The organism is Paenibacillus alvei DSM 29 (genome assembly GCF_000293805.1).
GTDB lineage: Bacteria > Bacillota > Bacilli > Paenibacillales > Paenibacillaceae > Paenibacillus_B > Paenibacillus_B alvei.
In genome coordinates, this window is record NZ_AMBZ01000008.1 from 116,317 (window position 1) to 139,241 (window position 22,925).

The 22,925-nt window shown below is 41.8% G+C and carries 26 protein-coding genes and 1 pseudogene; 16 read left to right on the forward strand and 11 right to left on the reverse strand.

Features of this window, described 5'->3' with window-relative positions; translation table 11 throughout:
- Nucleotides 1–128: 128 nt before the first annotated feature.
- The 3 genes from PAV_RS23200 to PAV_RS23210 form a co-directional block, all read right to left on the reverse strand.
- Nucleotides 129–524, reverse strand: a complete 396-nt coding sequence (locus PAV_RS23200; protein ID WP_005550277.1) for a DUF6508 domain-containing protein — start codon at nt 522–524, stop codon at nt 129–131.
- Nucleotides 525–549: 25 nt separating this feature from the next.
- The gene (locus tag PAV_RS23205; RefSeq protein ID WP_005550278.1) at nt 550–918 is read right to left on the reverse strand and encodes an SH3 domain-containing protein; all 369 of its coding nucleotides are present in this window, start codon (nt 916–918) and stop codon (nt 550–552) included.
- Between the two features lie 308 nt (nt 919–1,226).
- Complete coding sequence (locus PAV_RS23210; protein ID WP_005550280.1) at nt 1,227–1,643, reverse strand: YhfM domain-containing protein; 417 nt, start codon at nt 1,641–1,643, stop codon at nt 1,227–1,229.
- A gap of 98 nt (nt 1,644–1,741) precedes the next feature.
- Here PAV_RS23210 and PAV_RS23215 point away from each other — a divergent pair, with 98 nt between their 5' ends.
- A complete protein-coding gene (locus PAV_RS23215) occupies nt 1,742–3,397 on the forward strand; it encodes a S41 family peptidase (RefSeq protein ID WP_005550282.1) in 1,656 nt (551 codons plus the stop codon).
- 342 nt (nt 3,398–3,739) lie between these two features.
- Here PAV_RS23215 and PAV_RS23220 read toward each other — a convergent pair whose 3' ends face one another.
- Both PAV_RS23220 and mqo read right to left on the reverse strand, forming a co-directional pair.
- Entirely contained in the window at nt 3,740–4,033 is a 294-nt protein-coding gene (locus tag PAV_RS23220; protein WP_005550283.1) for an RNA polymerase alpha subunit C-terminal domain-containing protein, read from the reverse strand.
- A gap of 251 nt (nt 4,034–4,284) precedes the next feature.
- A pseudogene (mqo, locus tag PAV_RS23225) lies at nt 4,285–5,785 on the reverse strand (malate dehydrogenase (quinone)).
- Between the two features lie 999 nt (nt 5,786–6,784).
- Here mqo and PAV_RS23230 point away from each other — a divergent pair.
- From PAV_RS23230 to PAV_RS37925, 3 genes are all read left to right on the forward strand, one after another.
- Nucleotides 6,785–7,147: a phasin family protein gene (locus PAV_RS23230; RefSeq protein ID WP_372515461.1), complete on the forward strand. Its 363-nt coding sequence runs from the start codon at nt 6,785–6,787 to the stop codon at nt 7,145–7,147.
- A gap of 118 nt (nt 7,148–7,265) precedes the next feature.
- Nucleotides 7,266–7,865, forward strand: coding sequence for an AarF/ABC1/UbiB kinase family protein (locus PAV_RS37920; protein ID WP_005550287.1), 600 nt, complete (start codon nt 7,266–7,268; stop codon nt 7,863–7,865).
- 5 nt (nt 7,866–7,870) lie between these two features.
- Complete coding sequence (locus tag PAV_RS37925) at nt 7,871–8,347, forward strand: hypothetical protein (RefSeq protein ID WP_476638847.1); 477 nt, start codon at nt 7,871–7,873, stop codon at nt 8,345–8,347.
- A 56-nt stretch (nt 8,348–8,403) separates the two neighbouring features.
- On the opposite strand, the gene PAV_RS23240 is transcribed toward PAV_RS37925, so the two are convergent.
- On the reverse strand, nt 8,404–8,967 hold the full coding sequence (locus PAV_RS23240; protein ID WP_040736640.1) for a peroxiredoxin family protein: 564 nt from the start codon (nt 8,965–8,967) through the stop codon (nt 8,404–8,406).
- Nucleotides 8,968–9,130: 163 nt separating this feature from the next.
- On the opposite strand from PAV_RS23240, the gene PAV_RS23245 reads away from it, so the two are divergent.
- From PAV_RS23245 to PAV_RS37020, 4 genes are all read left to right on the forward strand, one after another.
- The gene (locus tag PAV_RS23245; protein ID WP_157267219.1) at nt 9,131–10,867 is read left to right on the forward strand and encodes an ABC transporter ATP-binding protein; all 1,737 of its coding nucleotides are present in this window, start codon (nt 9,131–9,133) and stop codon (nt 10,865–10,867) included.
- A 2-nt stretch (nt 10,868–10,869) separates the two neighbouring features.
- On the forward strand, nt 10,870–11,409 hold the full coding sequence (locus PAV_RS23250; protein ID WP_005550293.1) for a MauE/DoxX family redox-associated membrane protein: 540 nt from the start codon (nt 10,870–10,872) through the stop codon (nt 11,407–11,409).
- Between the two features lie 22 nt (nt 11,410–11,431).
- A complete protein-coding gene (locus PAV_RS23255; RefSeq protein WP_005550294.1) occupies nt 11,432–12,010 on the forward strand; it encodes a TlpA family protein disulfide reductase in 579 nt (192 codons plus the stop codon).
- A 203-nt stretch (nt 12,011–12,213) separates the two neighbouring features.
- Nucleotides 12,214–12,345: a hypothetical protein gene (locus tag PAV_RS37020; RefSeq protein ID WP_262866831.1), complete on the forward strand. Its 132-nt coding sequence runs from the start codon at nt 12,214–12,216 to the stop codon at nt 12,343–12,345.
- A gap of 213 nt (nt 12,346–12,558) precedes the next feature.
- Here the strand turns inward: PAV_RS37020 and PAV_RS23260 are convergent, their stop codons facing one another.
- From PAV_RS23260 to PAV_RS23280, 5 genes are all read right to left on the reverse strand, one after another.
- The gene (locus PAV_RS23260) at nt 12,559–13,776 is read right to left on the reverse strand and encodes a serine hydrolase domain-containing protein (protein WP_005550296.1); all 1,218 of its coding nucleotides are present in this window, start codon (nt 13,774–13,776) and stop codon (nt 12,559–12,561) included.
- A gap of 51 nt (nt 13,777–13,827) precedes the next feature.
- On the reverse strand, nt 13,828–14,265 hold the full coding sequence (locus tag PAV_RS23265) for a MarR family winged helix-turn-helix transcriptional regulator (protein WP_005550297.1): 438 nt from the start codon (nt 14,263–14,265) through the stop codon (nt 13,828–13,830).
- A gap of 95 nt (nt 14,266–14,360) precedes the next feature.
- A complete protein-coding gene (locus PAV_RS23270) occupies nt 14,361–14,681 on the reverse strand; it encodes a GNAT family N-acetyltransferase (protein ID WP_005550301.1) in 321 nt (106 codons plus the stop codon).
- 114 nt (nt 14,682–14,795) lie between these two features.
- A complete protein-coding gene (locus tag PAV_RS23275; protein ID WP_005550303.1) occupies nt 14,796–15,350 on the reverse strand; it encodes a hypothetical protein in 555 nt (184 codons plus the stop codon).
- Between the two features lie 76 nt (nt 15,351–15,426).
- On the reverse strand, nt 15,427–16,050 hold the full coding sequence (locus tag PAV_RS23280) for an immunity protein Imm33 domain-containing protein (RefSeq protein WP_005550305.1): 624 nt from the start codon (nt 16,048–16,050) through the stop codon (nt 15,427–15,429).
- Between the two features lie 177 nt (nt 16,051–16,227).
- On the opposite strand from PAV_RS23280, the gene PAV_RS23285 reads away from it, so the two are divergent.
- The 8 genes from PAV_RS23285 to PAV_RS23320 all read left to right on the forward strand — a co-directional run bounded on the left by PAV_RS23285 (nt 16,228) and on the right by PAV_RS23320 (nt 22,793).
- On the forward strand, nt 16,228–16,701 hold the full coding sequence (locus tag PAV_RS23285; RefSeq protein WP_005550307.1) for a hypothetical protein: 474 nt from the start codon (nt 16,228–16,230) through the stop codon (nt 16,699–16,701).
- Between the two features lie 415 nt (nt 16,702–17,116).
- Nucleotides 17,117–18,334: a cytochrome P450 family protein gene (locus PAV_RS23290; protein WP_005550308.1), complete on the forward strand. Its 1,218-nt coding sequence runs from the start codon at nt 17,117–17,119 to the stop codon at nt 18,332–18,334.
- Nucleotides 18,335–18,712: 378 nt separating this feature from the next.
- The gene (locus tag PAV_RS23295) at nt 18,713–19,129 is read left to right on the forward strand and encodes a GntR family transcriptional regulator (RefSeq protein ID WP_005550309.1); all 417 of its coding nucleotides are present in this window, start codon (nt 18,713–18,715) and stop codon (nt 19,127–19,129) included.
- Nucleotides 19,126–19,812 carry an ATP-binding cassette domain-containing protein gene (locus PAV_RS23300; protein WP_005550310.1) on the forward strand — a complete coding sequence of 229 codons (687 nt, stop codon included), beginning with the start codon at nt 19,126–19,128 and terminating at the stop codon, nt 19,810–19,812. Before PAV_RS23295 ends, PAV_RS23300 begins: the two co-directional genes overlap by 4 nt.
- Complete coding sequence (locus PAV_RS23305; RefSeq protein ID WP_005550311.1) at nt 19,809–20,654, forward strand: hypothetical protein; 846 nt, start codon at nt 19,809–19,811, stop codon at nt 20,652–20,654. The genes PAV_RS23300 and PAV_RS23305 overlap by 4 nt, the downstream gene beginning before the upstream one ends.
- 24 nt (nt 20,655–20,678) lie before the next feature.
- Nucleotides 20,679–21,878: a hypothetical protein gene (locus PAV_RS23310; protein WP_005550316.1), complete on the forward strand. Its 1,200-nt coding sequence runs from the start codon at nt 20,679–20,681 to the stop codon at nt 21,876–21,878.
- Nucleotides 21,879–22,069: 191 nt separating this feature from the next.
- Nucleotides 22,070–22,567, forward strand: a complete 498-nt coding sequence (locus PAV_RS23315; protein ID WP_005550317.1) for a DUF2975 domain-containing protein — start codon at nt 22,070–22,072, stop codon at nt 22,565–22,567.
- A gap of 10 nt (nt 22,568–22,577) precedes the next feature.
- On the forward strand, nt 22,578–22,793 hold the full coding sequence (locus PAV_RS23320) for a helix-turn-helix domain-containing protein (RefSeq protein WP_005550318.1): 216 nt from the start codon (nt 22,578–22,580) through the stop codon (nt 22,791–22,793).
- Nucleotides 22,794–22,925 lie beyond the last annotated feature (132 nt).

Here is a 22,925-nt window from a genome sequence, read left to right on the forward strand (position 1 = left end):
TTCAAACATTATAATGTTTGAATTCATTGTAGCACCGCGTCATTGAGGAGTCAATATAACGTTATAATGTTTTGAAAAATAAAAACGAGTCACCGTTTCCCCACGATAACTCGTTGATTTAACACATTTTATTTCTCCGGAAATAATTCACTTAATCGGTATAAGATTTTCGCAACATTCCCGTTTTGAACAACAGCAGCAAACAATCCTTCATTAAAACGGTCACCGCGAATATAGCAGGTCATCAGCTTGCGCAGCGTATCGACGTCCGCCTTTTTAATCTGCTCTTCAATATTTTGCTCGATATCCTTATATATTTCGTGCTCCGAAATCCACGCCCTCCAATCAAATACAATCAAAAATCCGCACTCTTCGAGCGCTTTCCGAAACGCAATAACCTCTTGGCTTTCACTCGGATATCCGTTCACGAATTGAAGATGTTCATGATCGGCGTTTTGAAAGCAATCAATGAATCCGAGCAGTCTATTGATTTTTGTTTTTGTTAGGATATGAATGTCATTCAACGAAGCAGCCTCCTAGTTAAGAAATCTATTCATTTTCAAGTTGTAAATTTTCCTTTGGTACCCATCCTTCTTCGAAGTTCATTCGGTGCGTACACCATACCCAGCCATTCAGTTCTTTGTGGCCTGCGAGTCTATCGCCTTCATTCACATTCAATTCTCGTGCGGTATAATCCACTAATGCAATTCCTTCCGCTCCCTTAGCATCGAGAAACTGCATCGGCACCCATCCGCTGATTTTTTGGTTTTCCTCTTTATTCGTCGTACAGAAAATCCAGTTCTCCCAGTTTTCCGTCCCTTTATAAACTTCCCCGACAATGACGGATTGTCCCTTCACTAATTTGAGCGGGTTGGGGTAATTGGATCTGTGGTTCTTAATCACGATATATTTTTCCATTTGCAACACCTCGTCATGGTAAATACTACTTCACCTTGCGTATTGTACTATCAAACTACTTCCTGATAAAGAACAAATGTTCTTGTTTATGATGTGAGCGAGTTTATAGAACGACCCATTCCTTGATACTTTCTATTATAAGACGGATCGCTCAAAATCCTCTTACTATAAGGACTAAGGCAATGAGATTTCCACTAAGCCGTTCATAATCGATCATAACAAGCCACCTGATGGTTGTAGGTTGGTTGGTGCGCACCCAAATTCATATAAAAATATAGCCCAGCGATATGCCAATAATAATTGTCATCTTATTGCCCCAATATTTTGCGCAATTGATTGGTATAGCTTTTTCCGATCTCATAGCCAATCTGCGAAGCTGCAAGATTTACAACAATCCCCTTTTTGGCTTGATCTGTTCCGATGGACAAATGATATTGTTCTACAGCGTTGTCCGAATAGTGGATTGTAACCATGTATTGCGGCACATAGTTCAGTTCACCTGACATCTTGGTTGCTGTCTCGATCGCCCTTTCGAATTTTTGAATGACCTTCTCGTCATTGCTTTCGTAATTGGTGCATTTCTCGGCCATTGATGTTTGCTCACATTCGAGCTTGATTGAAATCATGTGTCTCTCTTCTTCGCAGCCGGTTGTGAGCAAAAGAAGCAACAGTATTGCAATTGCAACAATTCCTTTTTGAATAGGTATCAATTCCCTGCTTGTCATTTCATGCACCCCTCAAAATTTAGGCATTTTTTAAGTATTGTTCAGGCAGCTTGTGAATGGCTATATAGAAGAACTGATTTGTAAGGAGGAGCAAACTCATGAGTTTTTATGGGACGATCGATTCCATCAAATGGTTTACAATTTGGCAGATAGCTCTTGCTGTCATAAATCTAATTGTCCTGTTCTGGTATGCAGTACCGATTCAGAAGACCCACAGATGGTTTGACTTTTTGCCAAGTGCCAACGTTTTGCTTGCTGTTCTCTGCATCGCATATGGTGACACATCAGACTTGTCTCTATTGATTTATGCTTGGACTTTCCTTCTCTTCCTCTGCACGATAAAGAGGGTATTTAGACCTGGCAACCACAGGCCTATGCCTAAGCATCGCGTGGCAAGAGTGATCTTGTGTATAATCGGGGCTATCCCATTCGTAATCGCCCTTATGTTTGCAGGTGAACTTAGGTACAATCCCACTAGTGAATTAAGTGATATGGGTTATTCGCAAGCTTTTGTGAAGATGAATGAACGATTGTCGATTGAGTACCCATTTGGAGATTGGAAAAAAATCAATTGGGATGAACTAAGAAGCAAATACGAGCCGCTTTTTCAAAAAGCCGAACAGAAACATGATAAAGCTCTGTATTACCATACCCTTAAGGAATACATCAGCTCGATTCCCGATGGTCATGTAGCCTTAACCAACATCATGACAGAGCTCAAAGCTGAAATCGGAGGAGGATTCGGGATTACGGCGATTCGGTTGGATGATGGTACGGTACTTGTAAATAAAGTAATCAAGGATAGCCCCGCAGACAAAGCTGGTATAAAAATTGGCGCAGAAATAGTGACCTGGGATGGACGCAACGGTAAAGAAGCTTACAATAACTCCGGCATCATCGCAGCCTCATTAGCTACCGAGCAAGCTAAAACATACAATCAAGGACTGCTTATGACAAGAGCTCCGGTTGGTAAGGATGTTACAGTCGAATATATCAACCTAGACGACAAGGAAGCCAAAAAAGTTACTCTGCAAGCGTACGATGACAACTTCAAGACGCTGCAACGAGCAATTGCCGGCCATGATGCCATTGAAGGAAAACTTCTTAGTAGCGGCTACGGTTATTTGAAACTCTCTTGGTTTCCAGAGGATCTTCTCTCAACCTCTAACAACATCGTGTCCGATTATCTACAGCAGTTTCTCGATAAACAGATGAAAGGCTTAATTATTGATCTTCGCGACAATAAAGGCGGGTACGATCAACTAGCTGCTGATATAGCTGGGCATTTTGTCACGAAAGAACGCTTTTACGAAATAACGAGCTTTTATAACCGAAACACCAAGAAGTTCGAAATTAACTATAATGAAAAACGAATGGTTACTCCGAATAAGCCAATATATAATGGAAAGATTGCGATCTTAATCAACAGTCAAACGATCAGCACCGGTGAAGGACTCCCTCTCGTTCTAAAGGGCTTGCCGAACGTGAAAATCATCGGATTGACTCCTACAAATGGCTCTTTTGGTGTGGTTACAAACGCAATAGCGATTAACATGCCTGAGGGGTTCACGGTTAGATTGCCAGATGGAAGATCTTTGAACCAGCATTACGAGATTCAAGGAGACAGCGATTATAGCGGAAATGGCGGCGTTGTACCCGATATTCAAATTCCCTTGAATCGAAATACATTTATAGCGAAATATGTAGATGGGATTGATCTTGAATTGGAATATGCAATGAATGTAATGCAATGAAAGTAATGCAACGAAAGTAATGCACTTGCTTCTTTTGTACAAAAGGATGAGTATAGATAAAGGGAAGCAGCAGTGGATCGGAAGGTGGTTGGTTGAGACTGCTGCTCTCCTTACTTATGTTTGATGCAATATGTATCTCTTCAAGCGGTCTGTATGTGCCATCGAATCTCAGCTTCTTAGCAAATGTCTAGCAACCCTCATCTACCTTTCAGAAGGGGAAAAGGCAATCCCGATTACGAGCAAAATCCAAAGCGGTGCATCTATCCCCATATTGACATCCCTATTTCTCCTTACTGTCATGACGTCTTTCTTTATTCATAAGCAGCTTTAGCATTTGATTGATTACAATTTGAATGACAATCCTGCTTCATGCAAAACAGATTTTAACTTCGGCATCGAGGCTGGCCCCATCCCATGCAGTTTCAATATCTCTTTTTCGCTGTATGTTGCCAGTTCGTCCAGAGAAGTAATGCCGATGTTCTCCAATGCACGTCTAGCCGGCGCCGAAAGCAGGGACATAAATTCTTGATCCGGTTTTCGCTCTCGCTCGCAGATTGGACAAATTGGACAATCACTGCTTCTCTCGTACTGGTGGCCTCGTTTACATGTTCTAATTGTTTTATTCGATCTCTCCATTTTCATTATTCTTCCTTCCTCTTACTCTTTATCTCAGTCGCATCTCAAATGTTGGAAATATCCCCCTAATCAGCTACCATACATTACGTGACGTTGAGGATTCAGCTCCTCTGTAAGTATTATTTCATTGTAGCATCATTGCATTCTCTACGATTCATCGCATCCAAGCGTCGTTAGCAAATAATAAAGCGGCCCCAATCCATGACGTACCGGATGAAGACCGCTTGCCTTTTGCTATTAGATGCGATTGTCTACATGACTGGCTGTAACTCATTGTGCAAACCAAGTGATTTTGCCGTTGCTGCTTGAATTTCACGGATAAGCTCAGGATTACCCGCTAAGGACTGACCATAGGATGGAATCATCAGTTTAATCTTTGGTTCCCATTCTTTCAAATGCTGAGGGAAGCATTGCTCAATGACTTTCAGCATGACATGAACAGCAGTGGAAGCCCCCGGTGAAGCGCCAAGCAGCGCAGCAATCGAACCATCTGCGGCATTAATGACCTCTGTGCCAAATTGAAGCGTTCCTTTACCGCCATGTGAAGTGTCCTTGATCACTTGCACACGCTGTCCTGCTACGACCAAGTCCCAATCCTCGCTCTTGGCGTTCGGAACAAAATCGCGTAAATCCCTCATGCGCTTTTCTTTCGATAACATAACTTGCTGAATCAGGTATCTAGTCAGCGGAACGTTCTTAGCCCCTGCTGCCAGCATTGTCACGAGGTTGTGCGGCTTGACAGATGTGATCAAATCAAACATGGAGCCTGTTTTCAAAAACTTAGGCGAAAAGCCGGCAAACGGCCCGAAGAGCAATGTTTTTTGTTGTCAATATATCGTGTGTCAAGATGCGGTACAGACATCGGCGGAGCGCCAACAGGTGCTTTTCCATATACCTTGGCATGATGCTGCTCGATAATTTCTGGATTGTTGCACACCATAAATAGCCCGCTTACAGGGAAGCCTCCGATTCCTTTTCCTTCAGGGATACGGGACTTTTGCAGCAAATGCAGGCTTCCACCGCCGCCGCCAATAAAGACGAAATTGGCCGTATGTCGTTCAACAGAACCACTTTGGAGATTGCGCACCTTTAGTTCCCAAGCTCCATCTCTCGTACGCTTGAGGTCTTCCACACTTTGCCTGTAATGAATCTTGACATTTCTCTTCGTTAAATGATCAAGAAGTATGCGCGTTAAGGCGCCGAAGTTGACATCCGTTCCGGAATCAATTTTAGTTGCCGCCATCGGTTCATTTACAGTTCTGCCTTCCATAATGAGCGGAATCCATTCATGCAATTTAACCGGATCATCGGAAAATTCCATTCCCTGGAACAAAGGGTTCGATGATAGCGCTTCAAATCTTTTTTCAGAAATGCAACATTTTTATCCCCTTGTACCATGCTCATATGAGGCAAAGGCATAATAAAGTCCTGCGGATTGCGAATGAGATTGTTGTTTACTAGGTAAGCCCAAAATTGCTTGGACACCTGAAATTGCTCGTTAATTTTAATTGCTTTACTTATATCTATTGATCCGTCCGGTTTTTCGACGGTATAGTTAAGCTCGCAGAGTGCAGCATGCCCAGTTCCTGCATTATTCCACTCGTTGGAGCTTTCCTCTCCTGCGTTTGCAAGCTTTTCAAACACAGTAATTTCCCAGTCCGGTGCTAATTCTTTTAGAATTGTCCCCAATGTCGCACTCATGATTCCGGCACCAATTAAGATAACGTCTGTTTTAGTTTGTCTGTTGATCATTTTTACCGTCCTTACATGCTAATGTATTTGTAGAAAAGATATAGGCGCATCTGCCTGCTTGACTCATTCATCCAGATAGTCAATCGGAATGCACAAAACCAATGCCATCACTCAACTACTTACCGAGCGTTATTGTTTTGGTTTGCCGATTCCAGTGAATAACAGCCCTGCGAGCCCCCTTAATTGCGCTAGTACTGCTTTTTTGGACATAAAAATGCTCTACGCAATAACTTCGTGGTACCACCAATTTTTGATTAGCGATCATCCCCATTATGCTTTTCTCACCAACGACTTGAAAACAGCAATCTTAAACAGCAAAAAAATTCAACCTGAGAGCAAAGACCCCTGTTCTCAGTGGAAAGGAATATCAATTGAGACCCCTTCGTTAAACTCTAGATTCAAAAACATTGAATCTCCTTATTTGACCTCATTTGCTGTTAAATCTGGGGTGCCGTGACTCCTTGAGGATTAATATTATCATAACATAAAAAAATCCATTTGTTAGTATTGATTTTAAACATAAATGTTTGGATAGTCTTTGATTTCTTATTGGGACTACTTCTCTTATGGTTTATAACTGATCAGTAGTCATTACCTCTATAATAGTTAAGTTTTATCCTTTGATTATAGTACATACGAGGAAGTGACGGAGTAGAAGCCCACGCTGCTCTCGACAGAATGCACTCTGCGGTCTCGACAATGGCGCAGCCTTCGGCGCACTTTCCCAGGCGTAAAAGAGAGCGTGCATCAGGTCGATGAGTACATCATTGGCGAGATGCTGAAGGCAACGTCATTCTATGCCCGTGCGATCTATGAGTTCGCCAATCTGTAAGACTGATGGAAGCGGATGGCTCACTGATCGTGTTCTCCCTCCTCCTCTCGGGTGTATCAATGCAATTAGATCCTCCTGGGCATATTAGGGATATTACGATGAGGGAGGAATTGGGAACGTGAGTGATTTGTTGAAAAAAAGCGGTCTCCCTGGGCTGGGGCCTCGCCGTGGTCAGCAAGGAGAAAATCGAGGCAGCCGTGGACGAGCTTGTCCAGAAGGGACAAATCGCTCCCGAGCAGTCGAAAGCGCTTGTTAACCAACTCGTGGAACGGGGGCAAGAGGAGCAAGCCTCCTTCAGCGCCTCTATTCAGGATATGGTGAAGCGCAAGCTGCAGGACTTCGATATGGCCGCCAGTTCCGACCTGATCGCACTGAAGCAACGGATGATGATGCTGGAGCAGCGGATTGTCCAGCTCGAAGGGGCTAGCTCAGATGAACCTGGCGATGAGGATGGACAGCCGAATATGGAGACGGACGGGCCGTGCGGATTAGGCATGCGGGCCGCTACCGCGATATCGCCATGGCGTTGATGCGTTATGGCTTCGGCTATGTTGTGGAGGAAATTGGACTGAGTCGGGTATTGTCCCTACACACGAAACGCCGCAGACGAAGACACTGGGCGAACGGCTTCAGGAATTCGCCCAGTCAATGATTGCCGAGCTCGACTATCAGCATGAAGGGCGCAACACCGATAAGATGGCGCAGCTGCTGCGCAGAGATCCCGGCATCCATATTCCGCGCATCGATTGGGAACGATCCTCGGCCAAGGTGCTGATAATGGAATATATGGACGGCATGATGCTGAACCACTATATGGAACGGTTCCCGAACGGGCCGGAGCGCAAATCGATCGCCAAGCGCCTCGTGCATGCGATGCTGCACCTGATCTTCATCGATGGCTTCTTCCACGTCGACCCCCATCCGGGCAATATTATGGTGCTCGATCAGAACCGGATCGCCCTAATCGACTTCGGCATGGTCGGACAACTGGGCGGGGAAATGAAAGAGAATTTAGCGGAGCTGATTATTGCGCTGATGCAGCACCGAACGTCGGTCATGCTCCGGGCGATTGCCCGGCTCTGCCTCATCTCCGACATGACGGATATGGATGCGCTGCGCCGCGACCTGGATAGGCTGCGGGATCGGTATTACGACGTGCCCGTTCTCCAAGGTGAGCCTCGGACAGTCTCTTCATTGACTTGTTCGCCGTCGCCGAGAAGCACCGGATTGTCTACCCTCCCGATCTGATACTGTTGGCCAAGGCGCTGCTCACCTTGGAAGGCATTGTGGAGAGGCTCAATCCGACCATTTCTATCCTCAATATGGCTGAGCCGTTCGGCGTCAAGTTGCTGAAGGAGAAGTACAGCCTCCGCCGCATCCAGAAGAAGATGGCCGGCGGCACGCTCGATCTGGTGCAAGCGGTATCCGATCTGCCGATGCAGGCGAACCGGCTCTCACACCTGCTCAGCAGGGGCAAGATCAAGGCCGAAATGGAGCTGCCAGATCTGGAAGAGGTGCTGCACAAGCTCGATCAGATCAGCAACCGGCTCTCCTTCAGCATCGTGCTGCTTGCCTTTAGTGTTATTATGGTCGGGCTGATCGTTGGCTCCTCGCTAAGCAGGAGGCCGACGCTGCTCTGGGACATTCCCGTGATCGAGATCGGCTTCCTCATCGCGGCCTTGATGTTCATCTGTCTGCTGTTGTCGATTTTCCGATCCGGCAGGTTCTAGCAAGGAAATACGGGGAGCTGTGCTGAAGGCGCAGCTTCTCCAGCATTTATTCCTCTTTACTCTGCGCAGCTTTGAAGCGGGATGTCCTTCCTCCCCCACCATCCCTCCGGATCCGGAGAAGCATACACAATCTCTTGCTTGGAATTCACATAGACAAAGTATGGATACTCCGTTATCTGGTAGGCTTCAAATATGTTCTCGTCAGCTTGCAAAAATCGGATTCCATTGCTATGTCTATACAGATCTTTGTAGCTACCAATTCCGCTTTCTTTTAGCAAAACTGCTGCATTTAGGGCGCTTCCCCGTTCCATGCTTGCTTGTATCCATCTCTCTAATGAGGGGATGCAGTATGGGCAGTGTGAATCGATAAATATAAGCAGGATTCCATTCTTCGCTATGGCATGGCTTAAGTCAAAAAGGGTATCACCGACATCCGGCAACACAAACGAGGGAGCCTGCTGGTGCAATAAGGGGTATTGTCGGCGACTTTCCCATTCTCCCCCCATGCTTTTCGTCCGCTGAAGCATAGAAGACAAGGTTTTGTAAACAACGATAGTTGCAAATATAACGCTTGCTAGCAAAGCGAATTGAAAATAGATAGCCATATCAACCTCCGCCATAAAAAATCTCGTCCTTGCGAACCTACCATATTATGTATATACTCGATTTATATATTACCTGTCTTTTACTTTGATGGCAAATACTGACGAAAGGCGAAAAATGATGTATTCTTTCTTACCTATTTGGCGAGGTTCCGGGTTTGCCCTTCTTTATATTTGGAGATTGAACAAACCCTATTTTTACGTTTCTATTACGCTTCATCTCGCGCTAGGTTTATTGCCTCTGCTTAGCGTATGGACCATGCAAGAACTCGTGAACGAGGTTATTTTAATCGCTCAACCCGGGCATGGATTTGCCACAGCGTTATCGATTTTATGCTTCCAAATGGTCATCATTCTGTCTGCCTATATTCTTCAATTTTTATCTCAATTAAATGATCAAAAACTTGAAAATCTGCTCGGACTGGTGCTCAAAAAACAGATATTCCGCAAAATTATGAATCTGCCCTACTCCACCTTTGAGGATCCGTCTTTTTATGATCAGAACCAGCGAATTATCAATAGCCACTTCCAAATCGTTTCGATGGTTAAGGCCATTATGTCTTTAGGAAGCACCATCATCACGGTTGTGTCGTTAGTGGGCTACATTACCCATATTCATTGGGGATTGCTGGTTATTATCTTTCTATTTTCAATTCCGATCCTGATGATTCATATCCGTTTCGGCAATAAAAGATATGCGCTCGCTCGATTTCTGACTCCCTACCACAGAAGAGAAATGTACATATCCGATCTCCTAACCCAACGAGATTCCTTGAAAGAGATTCGCCTCTTTGGACTAGGCTCGCATCTGATCGAGAAATGGTCTTCCTTCTATAAGCGGAGCGCACAAGAAAAATACAATTTATCTAAAAATCAAGGCATATGGGAGCTTGTCGGCAGCATGCTGCTCACGTTGACCTATATTGTGTCCGGGATTCTAATTATCCTGCTGATCTCGGCCAAAAAGATAGCAATTGGGGCGTTCGTGGCGTCCCTGCAATCGATTCAAAATATTCAGTCCAGTTTAACCGAAATTTCCGCTTCACTATCCAATATCTACGAAATCAGTTTGTATATCGAGGATTTCAAATCTTTTCAACAAAAAGAGGAACTGTCATGCTCATCTTCTCAAATCAAATGCGGCGCCATCAACCAGATCAGCGTGCAAAATCTCACGTTTACTTATCCGAATCAAATAGAACCGACTCTCAAAAATATTCATCTGTCTATAAAAAAGGGACAAAAGATAGTTATCATCGGAGAAAACGGCTCCGGCAAGACCTCGCTGATCAAATGCATACTAGGTCTGTATGATACGGTAGAAAATACGATATACGTTAACCAAGTTCCTTTGCACAACTATGATATTGCATCCTATCATCAACGGATTGCTGCTTTATTTCAGGATTTCATTGAATTTGAGTTCAGCGCCCGGGAGAATATCAGCTTTGGCAATCTGAAAAACCCAAGTAAGTCCGAAGTGATTGCTGCTGCCCAAAAAACGAAAATTCATGAGCACATATCCAAGCTGCCTAAGCATTATGAGTCATTGCTAGGACGTCATTTTGAAGGGGGCCATGAATTATCAGGCGGACAATGGCAAAAGCTGGCCCTATCCAGAGCTCTATTTAAAAATAGCGATGTGATCATTCTTGACGAGCCCACCTCATCCATGGATCCGGAATCGGAGCTCGATATTATTCATGAATTATTCCAAGAGAACAATGATAAAGCGGTGCTGATCATTACGCATCGTCTTGGTGTCGCCGTCCAGGCGGACTATATTTTGGTGATGAAGGAAGGCCGCATCGTCGAGGAAGGCACACATCAAGAGCTTTTGCGCCAACAGGGAGAATACCATCGTTTATATCGGGCGCAAACCAAAATTTATAATCAGGAAAGCGGGGTTGTCGTCTAAACATGGCTCTCGTTGTTATGTTCCAAAATGTGCTTGCCTTCTTGTTTATTTCCACCTTTTTACATAAAACACTGAACTATGGTGAACATATTCGCATCATGAATGCTTATTACCTTGTGCCAGCCCGATTCATAGTTCCTTCTTTTATATTGTTTGCCGCGGCCGAGCTTGCGATAGGTCTCTCGCTTCTCTTGTCCGGCATCACGGTTTATCATGTGGTTTCCATAGGTTCTCTGCTAAGTATTTATACCTTTGCAATCGGTTTCAATTTGATGCGCGGGCATCGGCATATAAATTGCGGCTGTGGCGGGATACTCGAAAATGATCAGCTAAACTGGGGATTAGTGCTTCGTAATCTTCTTCTCGTTTTTTTGGTTGTAGGGATATGGAAATCTCACACATTGTACACAGAAGAGATCGCTTTTATTTATGGACTTGAGCTATTCATGCTCTCTCTCATCCTTTTTTCGTTGCTCTATCTGTTCAAGGAAGTGTTCAACATCAAGAAGAAACTTATTCACCTCATGAAGATGTTTATCTGAAAACACGAGGAAGGGGATTTGAATGACCGATTTTATCATTATCATTACTTTATTGCTGGTACTCATCCAGTTGCTGCTTATATTCATGCTGGCAAGACTCATTGGGCAATTTCTTACGAAAATAAAAAGCGTGGGCGGGATTTCGTTAACCGAGCTCCAAATTGGTGAGCAAGTTCCGCTTTTTCGTGAATGGGGTTCACAAGGGCGCAAAGTGATTCTAAGGGAATTGTTGAACCACAGAAAAGTGCTGCTTCTCTTTATCAGCACGACATGCCAAACCTGCAAAAGCATACTGCCTGATTTAGAAAGAGTGGTTGAAAATTGGGATATACACATCGTCGTTATCAATACGGATAAGCAATCCAATGACGAAGAGATTCAGGCGATACTCCCTTCCGGCATCGAATATGTTCGTTCTGTGGACATTATGGACGCTTATGGGGTAAGCAAAGTACCCTATGCTTTTCTAGTAAATCAAAACGGAATCCTAGAATCTCATCATTCATTAATGAGTTCGAACATGCTGTGGAACATGCTGGAGAATGAAACGGCGAGTTCCCACGGAGGGATCCCCGGCCCCTTATCGGTTATGAATGAGTAAATTAGCGCGGTAAGAAAAACGGCCACAGAAAGAAGCGATTTAGCATCTTAATAGAGGCCAAATCGCTTCCTTGGTTCATCCCGTTCCTATTCTGGCGAAAATAGGCTTGTTCCTAGCATCCGCATCTTACTTTTGTTTGACTTGAACACACTTCACCCGTATCTCGATCAACATAGTACTCCCAGGAGGACACTTTTTGCATAATGCACAGGACGTCGGAGCGGCAGGAAACCACTTTGCGCGTTAAGATGCAGCGTGCGGCAGCAGGCTGGAATCCTGTCAACTTGCTCAAAAAATTTTTCACTCTCATTACCCCTCCATTACCAGTATTTTGATTGCATACATATTATATACCATTTATATTATAAAATCCATATTTGGTTTTATTATCTAATTTATAACACCCATGCTGTACGTACGGTAAAAGAAGCCCCATCGCGCGATGGGGCTTCTATCTATTGATAAGCTTCTTCTGCTAGGATGAACGGGACACAATAAAGTCAGCTCTTCGCGCCTTGCCGTCCTTCACACTTTGCATTCGTAGATGCCTATTGTTTATGGAACGGTATTTCTACGCCTTCATCAATAAAGATTCCTTCAGAAATATGGATATAACTCATCGTATTTCGAATCCAATACAGGTTAGGTTTAACTTTAAATAATTGGGTATCATGTTGGTCATGGAAAGATAAAATATAGAAGTTTATCCCCTCTTTAATGATGAAGGATGTTTGATATTCATCAGCAAGTTGATAAGTACCTGCGATATGATCGGCACTATTGAATTCCATGATACTAGGTTGCTTTGAAGCATTAGGTTCTTTACTGTCATTAGGTTGGCCTAAGAATTCTATTATTTGCTGCTCGTAAACAGGACTTACCTCTTCATTCGTTAAGAGAACCGTCACCTCTCCGCTTGTCAAAGAACATAAGCAATGCGACGAATAGCCAGGCCAACCACCAGAATGACCAAAAGAACCGTCTTGAATGATAAACCCACAACCATATGAGCTATGTAACGGTGAAGGAGTAAGTGCGCGATTCACCATTTCAAGCGATACTAATTTACCTTGAAGAAATCCTTTTACAAATTGGGCAATATCTTGAGCGGTAGCATAAATCCCTCCGTCACCATAAAAATCGTGTTTCTTATTGATATCTTTAAAAATCGGATCATCTGTTGCATGGATATATTTCTTATTTATAAAATCAAATAGCTTGCCAGCAGCAATTGGTTTCGATTTTGGCTTCGTTGTCGTATTTTGAAGTTGAAGAGGCTTGGCAATCATTTTTTGTAAATAATCCTCATAAGAAAGTTGACTTGCTTGTTCGATAATTTTAGCTAGCAAAACATAATTTGTATTTGTATAAAGCCAACCGCAACCCGGTAGGAAATAAGGCTCCTTGTTATGTAAAATATCTTCAAAATCTTCAACTGAGGAATTACCTATATATTCTGGGATACCAGATGTATGCATCAATAAATCCTCAATCGTTACATCTTTAAAAGTACTTGTATCAAACCATTTTGTCAGGTTGTCTTTAAAATGAATCACCTTCTGCTCTATTAATTGAAGTACCATCACAGCAGTGTACATTTTGCTTAAGGAAGCAATGTTAAATAGTGTTTCCCCCGTAATCGGAACTGAATTTTCCATATCTGCAAAGCCTATTGTTACATTCGCAATTTCGTTATTGCTCGTTTCTACATAAACTGCTCCGTTGAACTGGATTTTTTCAAGCGTAGAATAAATAGAGTTAAACATAATTAAGCCCCCTAAATATATTAGTTATCTAACATATTGGATGTGAAGAACTCAAATGAACTCTTCAGCTGCAATTTGTTTCAATTTTTTTGTAATTCTTTCTAACTCGTTACGTTCGGCAACAGTTAGTTTAGAAAATAAACGATCGGCCACAGAGCGCTCGACATATTCTTGCTTTTCAAAGTACTCCTCACCTTTAATTCCTAACGTAATAAACACTTCACGGCGATTATCAGGATTAATTGCACGATGAATAAACTGGTTTTTCTCCATCTTCGCAATAAGCTGGCTTACTGCACTAGAACTAATGTTCATTTCTATAGCAATTTCACCAACCGTTATCTTGTTGGCAGCGTATACAATATCCAGCAATACAGCTTGCTGAGTGGTGATAGAGCTAGCTAAATATGGTTTATAGTGTTTGTAAATCAAGCGGTTAATGGCATAATCAGCTTCATTAATTTGTTTTACTTGTTCATAGATGTTCAAGCAGCTCACCCTCGGAAATATGTTAGATACCTAATATATTAGAGAAGGAGCTAAGATAAGTCAAATTTCGGTGAGTAATAAAAGCTAATACTGTTCTATAAAGTCTTCTCAAAAATATAAAGGTCGCCTTCTTCTCTAACTTTGGCATATCCGCACTTTACATAAAAATGATGATTTTTTACGCTCCATCTAGGAGTATCCAACCACCATTTTTTACAACCAGGATATACTCTTTCAATTTCTAGTATTACTTTCATGCCGATTCCTTGATTCTGAAAGTTCGGATCAACAAAAATTCTCCCTAAATTATGTACTTGACTGCTTTCTATTACGATTAAAGCTCCCCCTATTATTTCTTCATTAAAGAGCACCTTAAAATAGTTACAAAATTGCATCATATCTGCTTGCCAACTCATTGAATCATATCCTGCTGGCCCACCAATTTCGTTATTATTGAAATGTTTTGATTCTTTATTAAAGCTGTTGCTCGTTCTAGTTTCAACATTTGATGTGCCTCCATTATTATGCGTTTACGAGTCTCTCCAAACAATCCTTACGTTTGTTATTTCGTATTCTCTTGTTTCAGGCACGTTTGATTCCGAATATGGACTCCGATATTCGGGCAATGCATCGTGTAAATCCTTTATAAACTTATACTCTTTGCCATCAAGCTTGTTTGTAAAATAGATATCATATCTCTTTACAACACCATGTATAATAGCTATCTGATAAGTAGTAAAAGGATTTGTTATTCCGCCGCTATTCGTCATTTCCGCTTCGAGCTCATGTAATGATTTAAATTGTGTTAAAAACATGTCTTCATTGTGCCCAACGTAATCAAATAGCAAATAATCCCCCGCTACCATTTCTTCTCCCGATAAAGGGACTTCTCGCTTTCTGAAGTAATATACATTCTCGTCCAGATTCAGAGGATTCCGAAGAGGAAGATTGTCTTCTCCAATAACATCTACATATTCAAGAATGTAATTCACATTTTCCAGGAGTTCTTCCGATGTATATGAATTATCCATTAAGAAGGAGGATTTTGCTATGATTTCAGCTAAGCTTGATATTTTCATTTTCATGATCTAGTTTCCTTTCGAGTGTTTCGCATATTGTATTTCTCTGAGAGGCTCAGGACGCATTTTGCAATCCTTTCAACTATTCTTCCCATTCATAATCAAATACCTCATAAAACTCTTTCGTTTCAAGATTCCTTTCAAAGGCACATTGTGGCTCCCGATCTATAAACGCAAGAATCGAATCATCCATATTCAATACCTTTCCAATCGAAATAAATTGATAATTATCAACATCGTCAGGATCATGTTCTTCATATCCCGTAAAGAAACTCCATCCCGTATCCGATTCTGAGCCTTCATTAGGAAAGTCCCTTACCATAAAATTAAATTCATTTCGATCCAACACGTCGTTCGTTACAACGACCTTCTTCTCAAAATAATAATCCCAATTGACAGCGCTAGGATCGTGCTGCATCGTGTCACAAATATGTTCGATTCTAAAATGAATTTCTTGACCGAAAACTAAATCCTTGATAGATATCGGCTCATTCCGTAAGGTTCCAATCAGTTCATCACCTGATCGATGGATGATTTCAACCCACATTCTCTCCCCACAATATTCTGCATCTTCTTCATCACTGAGAAAGCTGAGCTTGACCAACTCACCAACCTCAACCTTGCTTAATACGTACTCACTTGGAACATAAAACGTATATGGCGCTTCCTTATGTTTTTCAACAACACTGTCCAAACTCCATGTCATTATATATGTATCTCCTTTGCACAATTGGAGGTTTCAGAATCATTCTACCCCGTTACATGAATCCCTCAAATAAAACTTGAAATTTACCTAATAAAGAATAAAATAATAAAAGTTGAAATAAGTTATCAATCTTTTGGCATCTTAGTTGATTACATTAGAAAAGAAGGAATAATTATGATGATGTTTTTGATGTTGGCATTAAGTCTAGGTTTACTATTTTTCATTCATTATTTATCGAACCATAAGATTCAATATGAAGCAAATCTTCCAATTTCAAAGAAGAGATTTATCATAAACCTTTTGCAGTTCGTTAAATTTGCTCCTTTCATTGCTTTACTTGTTCTACTCGTACTGGTTTTAACAACTCTACATACTAAAGCAGGCATTCGACTCTCTCATGCATGGTATGCTGCACAATTTTGGGCTTATTATACGTTCCTGTATTGCATTTATATGATAACCAAGAAAAAACTTCTTCTATTTTCCATGATTATATCTTTATTCATAGCTATTTATAACACGCCATTATTTCACTTTGAAAACCAATTTACAGGATATAATGTAGTTGTGGCTAATATTTTCGGAACTTTGATGTTTATCAATTTATGGATGGCAATCTCTAAAATTTTAGTGGAAATAAAAAATAAGTAGTACCTTCTGTACCTATGACAGACGGAACGGAAATAGCCAGTGAATTGAGGAAACTGCCACCATAACGTGAATCAAATCAAAACACCTTCAAGAGAATGACCTTATATCGTAAGATACGAGAGTCTACCTTGGAGGTGTTTTTTTGTTGGCAATTCCCCCCATGTTAAATCAACTCGCCCCTAGATAGCTTGTCTCTTAGGTCAGGTCGTGTAAGTTCTCCCATGATTCTACATCTAATGTTCAATTATATAGATTCATAACTCCCTCAATCATACTTTGCTCAATCTTCCATGGGCTGGGGATAGTGGAATGAAATATATGTATGATATAGCATATTTAGCTATTAATAGTATACTTATTAAGTGTGGTTATACCTGTCCGGTAACCGCAAAATATGAATGAAGGAGGCGCTTGAATGACCATAAGCCCGACACTCCCGTCGTTCAATCCATTTTCATCCGATTTCAAGGATCATGCTTATACGCTGTATGAGAAGCTCAGAGAACATGATCCGCTTCACCGAATTACTTTGCCGAACGGCAGAACAGCCTGGATCGTGACACGCTATAAAGATGCCGTAGCAGCGCTGAAAGCCGATTATTTGAGGAAAAATTTGTTCCAATTCGTCACGCCCGAGGAAATGGGACTTCCCCCGTTCCAAATGGATCTGCTAGTCAGACATATGCTGAATTCGGATCCGCCGGATCATACCCGGCTCCGTAGCCTCGTGCAAAAAGCATTTACCCCCCGCATGATTGAGAGGCTAAAGGAAAGTATCCAGAACATAGCGAATTCGCTGCTTGATCAAGTAGAGAATCAGAGATCCATGGAGCTGATTCAAGATTATGCCTATCCCCTTCCGATTATTGTCATATCGGAGATGCTGGGTCTGCCCAACGAAGACCGGGATAAGTTCCGCGAATGGTCCCATGCGCTCGTCTCAGCCATCAATGTGCCGGAGAAATATAAGCAAATCGAATCGGACATAGACGCTTTTACGGACTATATTACGAACCTGATTGAGCGGCGCCGCCAAGATCCGAAGGAAGATTTGTTATCCTTGCTTGTGCAAGCGGAAACCGAAGGGGACTCCTTGTCGGAAAAAGAACTGATATCGACCATTATTCTATTGATCATAGCCGGACATGAAACGACCGTAAATCTGATTGGAAATGGAATATTCACATTGTTGACTCATCCGGACGAACTGGAGAAACTTCGGAACACTCCTTCCTTGATGGATTCCACCGTCGAAGAGCTGCTGCGGTTCATGGGCCCGGTCGAATTCGCAACGAATCGCTGGATCGGAGAAGATTATGAATGGAACGGCAAGCTCATCTCGAAGGGAGACATGGTGCTCGTTGCACTTGCCTCAGCCAATCGTGATCCTGACTACTTCAAGGATCCAGATCGGCTGGTCTTGTCCCGGGAACGGAACCATCATATCGCGTTCGGAATGGGTATCCATCATTGCCTGGGAGCTCCTCTCGCCCGCCTGGAAGGACGAATTGCAATTGATACGCTCTTGCGTCGCCGAAGCCGGATGAAGCTGGCCGTATCGCCCGAGCAGCTCGAATGGCAGCCCACTTATCTTATGCGGGGATTCGTCTCTTTGCCTCTTCAATTCCAATAAGGCACGCGGCTTGTTGTAGCGAAGCCCCTTCCTGCCACATTCCGCTTCCTGCTCCACTCCTTGTGGGGCGGGAGGCTTTTACCTGTTTGAACCAGGTATCTTATACATACTTCATCATAGGAACAACCTATGCCATATATTCGACATGGCTTTAACTACATAAGAAATAACTATCGTTTGTTAAATTAGAAGCATGAGCTCGATAAAAAGGTTGATTATCATCGGATGGATTGCACAAAATACAATGGCTAAGAACGATAACCCCTGAAGCCTGTGCTCAAAATCAAACTATTGACACAAAAGTGTATTACACGTATAGTACATGCATAAGATGTATGAACCACTTAGTACACACACTAACCGTATGGAGTTGGTTGTATGACAGAAGAACAAAAATTAGGTGTCAGCTTTAATGTTCGAGAACCGGTATATATTCAAGTTGTCCGCTACTTCAAGGAACAGATTGCTACAGGGCAAATCGGAGCGGGAGACAAAATTCCTTCACGGCGTGAACTGGCATCAGTAATGAAGATTAATGCGAACACGGTGCAGAAGGCGTATAAGGAAATGGAGGAACAGGGTTTGATCGTAACAGAAGGAAATTCCCCAAGTCGAATTACACAGGATCAGCAAATACTAAGCTCGATTCGTGCTGAATTAATCGAAAGTGCAGTCGATATATTCATCAGTTCCATTCGGAATATTCAAATACCAGTTGAAGAACTGGTAGATATTATAAAGACAAAATATACATCCGAGCGAAAGTTATCTCCAGAGGGTGGTGACACAAGATGATTCAGGTGAATCAGATGGTGAAGAATTATGGATTCAAGAAGGTACTAAATGGCGTTAGCTTCACTGCTGCCAAGGGAGAGATTACCTGCCTGATCGGAATCAATGGTGCCGGGAAGTCAACGGTGCTGAAGTCCATCATGGGACTGACACCATACAAAGGAGAAGTCTTAATCGATAATGTAGCACTAACACCTGTGATGTATGAGAAAATTACTTTCATTCCAGATTCGTTAACGATGCCCTCCAATATGCGAATTGCTGATTGCTTGAGCTTTATGGCTGACTTTTATCGGAATTGGAACACTGAACGTGCAAAGGAATTGCTTAAGTTCTTCCAACTGAGCTCTTCGGGTCGCGTATCCTCATTGTCTAAGGGAATGGCTGCGAAGTTAAATTTGTTGCTCGGACTTGCCTTGGATTGTGATTACATTCTAATGGACGAACCGTTCTCGGGGATTGATATGTTCAGCCGCGAGCAAATTGCTGATGTGTTCACGAGTGAATTGATCGAGGATCGTGGTGTGATTATTACAACTCATGAAATTAACGATATTGAGCATTTAATTGATAAATCGGTCTTGCTAAAGCACGGGAAGGTAGAACGTGAATTCTACTGTGAAGAAGTTCGCGAGCAGGAAGGTAAGTCCATTACGGACGTAATGAGAGAGGTGTACATGAAATGAGCGCTTTTGTGAAGCTATTGAATTTTGAAATGAACCGATTTTCAAAAATATATATTGGACTCATGGCGCTGACAGTCGCCTTGCAACTTGCAGCAGTCACCATCGGTGCTAATCAGTGGCTGGATTCTGCGAATGAGGCAATGAGAGTGAATCACTGGACCCTTGAGCAATATCACAATGTGACTGGATATATTCAGCTAAACAGTACGGTGTATGATCACTTTAATAGACTTCTATATTTCGGATCCATATTTTTGAGCATAACAATGTTGCTAGTATATAGCTGCATCATCTGGTACCGTGACTGGAGAGGTAAAAATACAGTAGTATATCGCCTGCTCACGTTGCCATCTAATCGGGCGAATTTGTATTTTGCCAAGCTGGTTACGATCTTGCTATTCGTATTTGGATTTGTCGCCCTGCAAATTGTCCTTGTTCCACTGGAAAGTTTGATAGCACAGTCGATTCTTCCTGCTGAATTATATCGAACCATCTCGGTATTTGATTATTTGAAGCATCCTACTGTGCTTAAAGTTCTGGTTCCGCCCAACTTTTCTGAGTTTGTACTATACTATGGTCTGGTCATTACGGGCTTGATCGTCTTGTTCACAGCGATTCTAATGGAGCGGAGCTACAGACTGAAAGGGCTCGGCTTCATCGTACTATACATAGCGGTTCTAGCTGGATTAGCCTCAATACCCTATCTAATGGGTTATAGCAGATACGATAGCTACTTCTATCCAGGAGAAATCATAGGCGCTTGTATCGGATTAATAGTGATCATTGCTGGAGGTTCGCTTTGGTACAGCTTGTATCTATTGCGTAAGAAAATATCGGTATAATTGAAGGGGTATGGAGGTTAAAGAATGAGGAAATATATGGTTAACGCCATTCTTGCAGTGTTCGCGGTTATTACAATCGGGACGTATTATGTACAGGCTTCACAAGAGACACGACCTAATTATAAGCTGACGATGGTTCAAGGGGATGCTTCTCTCGTTGAAGGTATAGCTTTATACGGAAATTACATGAGTAAGGACAGTGTTTTTGGCATCGAATCAGCCTATATCACGACAAATGGTACAGAGTATACAGATAAAAAGTTAACGATAAGCCAAAGGTTCAATCGAAGACCAGTGAAAACGCAATTGGATAAATGGGTGGATCAGCATCGTCAGTTCATGCGTGGGAAGAACGACTTAGCTGGGTTCTATGAAAATCAGGATATACTTGCTTATGTGAATTGTACCGTAGATGAGATGCAATCCAATAATCCATCAGCGAAGAAGAATGCTAAGCTCAGTATTTCTGTGCTTAACAAGCAGAAGGACAATACGCAGGAAATCAGATCCGTTATCCATGTAGATCATGATGTTTCAGATATCTTTGTACAAAATGTACAGCTTGTTGATCAGCATCTTGTTGCAATGGTGTCTTTGATTCACAGTGCCAAAGGTTATGTATATGAACCGCAGATTATCCGTGTTAATCTAACAACAAAAGAGATTACAAATGAGCCGCTCACGTTACCAGGAGCTAAATCTGTAGCAGCAAATGGGGATAATCAATACGTAAGGTTAGCCAATCAAAATCTGGATCACACGGATCAATGGATTTTAAGTGTTAGTAAAGATAATCATAAAAAGTCATATCAAGTGGATGTTAAAACAGGACAAATCTCGCCGCTCGCGTTCCAAGGGCATGAAATGTTATTGAATAATATTATGAATGCTTATGGACAGAAAATTTATTTCCTGCAAAAAGCTGTATCGAGCAAGGAAAATATAGGATTCACTGTTATTTCTTACGATCTCGTGAGTAAAGAATATGAGACGATTCTGAAGAATACAAATATAGATTTAAGTGACAACATTACCTATGTTTTTAAACAAGACTATCTCTATATTATGGGTCATAAGAATTTCAAAGGTAATCGTCTATATGTATTCAATTTGACAAGCGGTAACCTTGAATACGAAGGAAAAGCAGTATCAACAGAGGCTGCAAATCAGGCTGAAGATGAAGCTAACATGGATTTGAATTATATCGATCTTGGTCAGTTTTAGAATTATTTTTAGAATTGAAAAAGAGAGATAAAGAGAGATAAAAAGGTGACAAAGGCCGAGCTAATGACTTTAATAGTCAATTAGCTCGGCCTTTTAGTTGAAAATATAAAACAGCCAACAATCACTGTTTTTCGATTAAAATATATTGTAAAACGATAAATTATGTGATAAATTCAATTCACAATAAATCTGTGAGGGGGTGTTTTTATGGAAAGAGGATCAACACTTTTTTAAGGGCTGCGGTTATTCTTATTGGAATCCCGGTTCTTGCTTTATGCATATTTGTGGTGCCAGGGATAGCGAGTTTCGCAGCAGAACTATATCCAGATTTTGGTTTAATGAAATATCTCATTGTCATCGATTTGTATGCCTCGGCGATACCTTTTTACTTTGCGCTGTATCAAGCTTTTAAGCTGTTAGGCTATATTGACAAGAACAAAGCTTTTTCGGAAATGTCTGTACGGGTTTTAAAGAAAATAAAATACTGTGCAATTACAATCAGTTGCTTGTATGCAGTTGGTATGCCACTCTTTTATCTCATGGCAGAGAGAGATGATGCCCCAGGGATTATAGTCATCGGCTTGATTATCATTTTTGCTTCCATGGTGATTGCCGTTTTTGCTGCAGTTCTACAAAAGCTTTTAAAAGAAGCTATTGCTATAAAATCAGAAAATGACTTAACTGTCTGAGGTGAAAACAATGGCGATTATAATCAATATTGACGTGATGCTGGCTAAAAGGAAAATGAGTGTTACAGAACTTTCGGAGAGAGTTGGAATAACAATGGCTAATCTTTCTATATTGAAAAATGGAAAAGCAAAAGCGGTGCGATTATCAACTTTAGAGGCAATTTGTAAGGCTTTGGAATGTCAGCCTGGGGATATATTAGAATACAAGAATGATGTGGAAACTTAAGAATGAAGTCAATAACACAACTATTGCATTTCGGATATCATCAGGCGATGAGTTGCACGTTATTGGTTTGTTGCTGGTTGAATCAATTTCATAATCTAACCCCGTGCAGTGACAAGGTTTTTCAGACATAGA

Bases quoted from the DNA above. Each gene is read 5' to 3' on its own strand.
- PAV_RS23205 (WP_005550278.1), bottom strand. From the start codon at position 918: ATGGAAAAATATATCGTGATTAAGAACCACAGATCCAATTACCCCAAC.
- PAV_RS23210 (WP_005550280.1), bottom strand. From the start codon at position 1,643: ATGACAAGCAGGGAATTGATACCTATTCAAAAAGGAATTGTTGCAATT.
- PAV_RS23215 (WP_005550282.1), top strand. From the start codon at position 1,742: ATGAGTTTTTATGGGACGATCGATTCCATCAAATGGTTTACAATTTGG.
- PAV_RS23220 (WP_005550283.1), bottom strand. From the start codon at position 4,033: ATGGAGAGATCGAATAAAACAATTAGAACATGTAAACGAGGCCACCAG.
- PAV_RS37920 (WP_005550287.1), top strand. From the start codon at position 7,266: ATGATTGCCGAGCTCGACTATCAGCATGAAGGGCGCAACACCGATAAG.
- PAV_RS23240 (WP_040736640.1), bottom strand. From the start codon at position 8,967: ATGGCGGAGGTTGATATGGCTATCTATTTTCAATTCGCTTTGCTAGCA.
- PAV_RS23250 (WP_005550293.1), top strand. From the start codon at position 10,870: ATGGCTCTCGTTGTTATGTTCCAAAATGTGCTTGCCTTCTTGTTTATT.
- PAV_RS23255 (WP_005550294.1), top strand. From the start codon at position 11,432: ATGACCGATTTTATCATTATCATTACTTTATTGCTGGTACTCATCCAG.
- PAV_RS37020 (WP_262866831.1), top strand. From the start codon at position 12,214: ATGCACAGGACGTCGGAGCGGCAGGAAACCACTTTGCGCGTTAAGATG.
- PAV_RS23260 (WP_005550296.1), bottom strand. From the start codon at position 13,776: ATGTTTAACTCTATTTATTCTACGCTTGAAAAAATCCAGTTCAACGGA.
- PAV_RS23270 (WP_005550301.1), bottom strand. From the start codon at position 14,681: ATGAGTTGGCAAGCAGATATGATGCAATTTTGTAACTATTTTAAGGTG.
- PAV_RS23275 (WP_005550303.1), bottom strand. From the start codon at position 15,350: ATGAAAATGAAAATATCAAGCTTAGCTGAAATCATAGCAAAATCCTCC.
- PAV_RS23280 (WP_005550305.1), bottom strand. From the start codon at position 16,050: ATGACATGGAGTTTGGACAGTGTTGTTGAAAAACATAAGGAAGCGCCA.
- PAV_RS23285 (WP_005550307.1), top strand. From the start codon at position 16,228: ATGATGTTTTTGATGTTGGCATTAAGTCTAGGTTTACTATTTTTCATT.
- PAV_RS23290 (WP_005550308.1), top strand. From the start codon at position 17,117: ATGACCATAAGCCCGACACTCCCGTCGTTCAATCCATTTTCATCCGAT.
- PAV_RS23295 (WP_005550309.1), top strand. From the start codon at position 18,713: ATGACAGAAGAACAAAAATTAGGTGTCAGCTTTAATGTTCGAGAACCG.
- PAV_RS23300 (WP_005550310.1), top strand. From the start codon at position 19,126: ATGATTCAGGTGAATCAGATGGTGAAGAATTATGGATTCAAGAAGGTA.
- PAV_RS23305 (WP_005550311.1), top strand. From the start codon at position 19,809: ATGAGCGCTTTTGTGAAGCTATTGAATTTTGAAATGAACCGATTTTCA.
- PAV_RS23310 (WP_005550316.1), top strand. From the start codon at position 20,679: ATGAGGAAATATATGGTTAACGCCATTCTTGCAGTGTTCGCGGTTATT.
- PAV_RS23320 (WP_005550318.1), top strand. From the start codon at position 22,578: ATGGCGATTATAATCAATATTGACGTGATGCTGGCTAAAAGGAAAATG.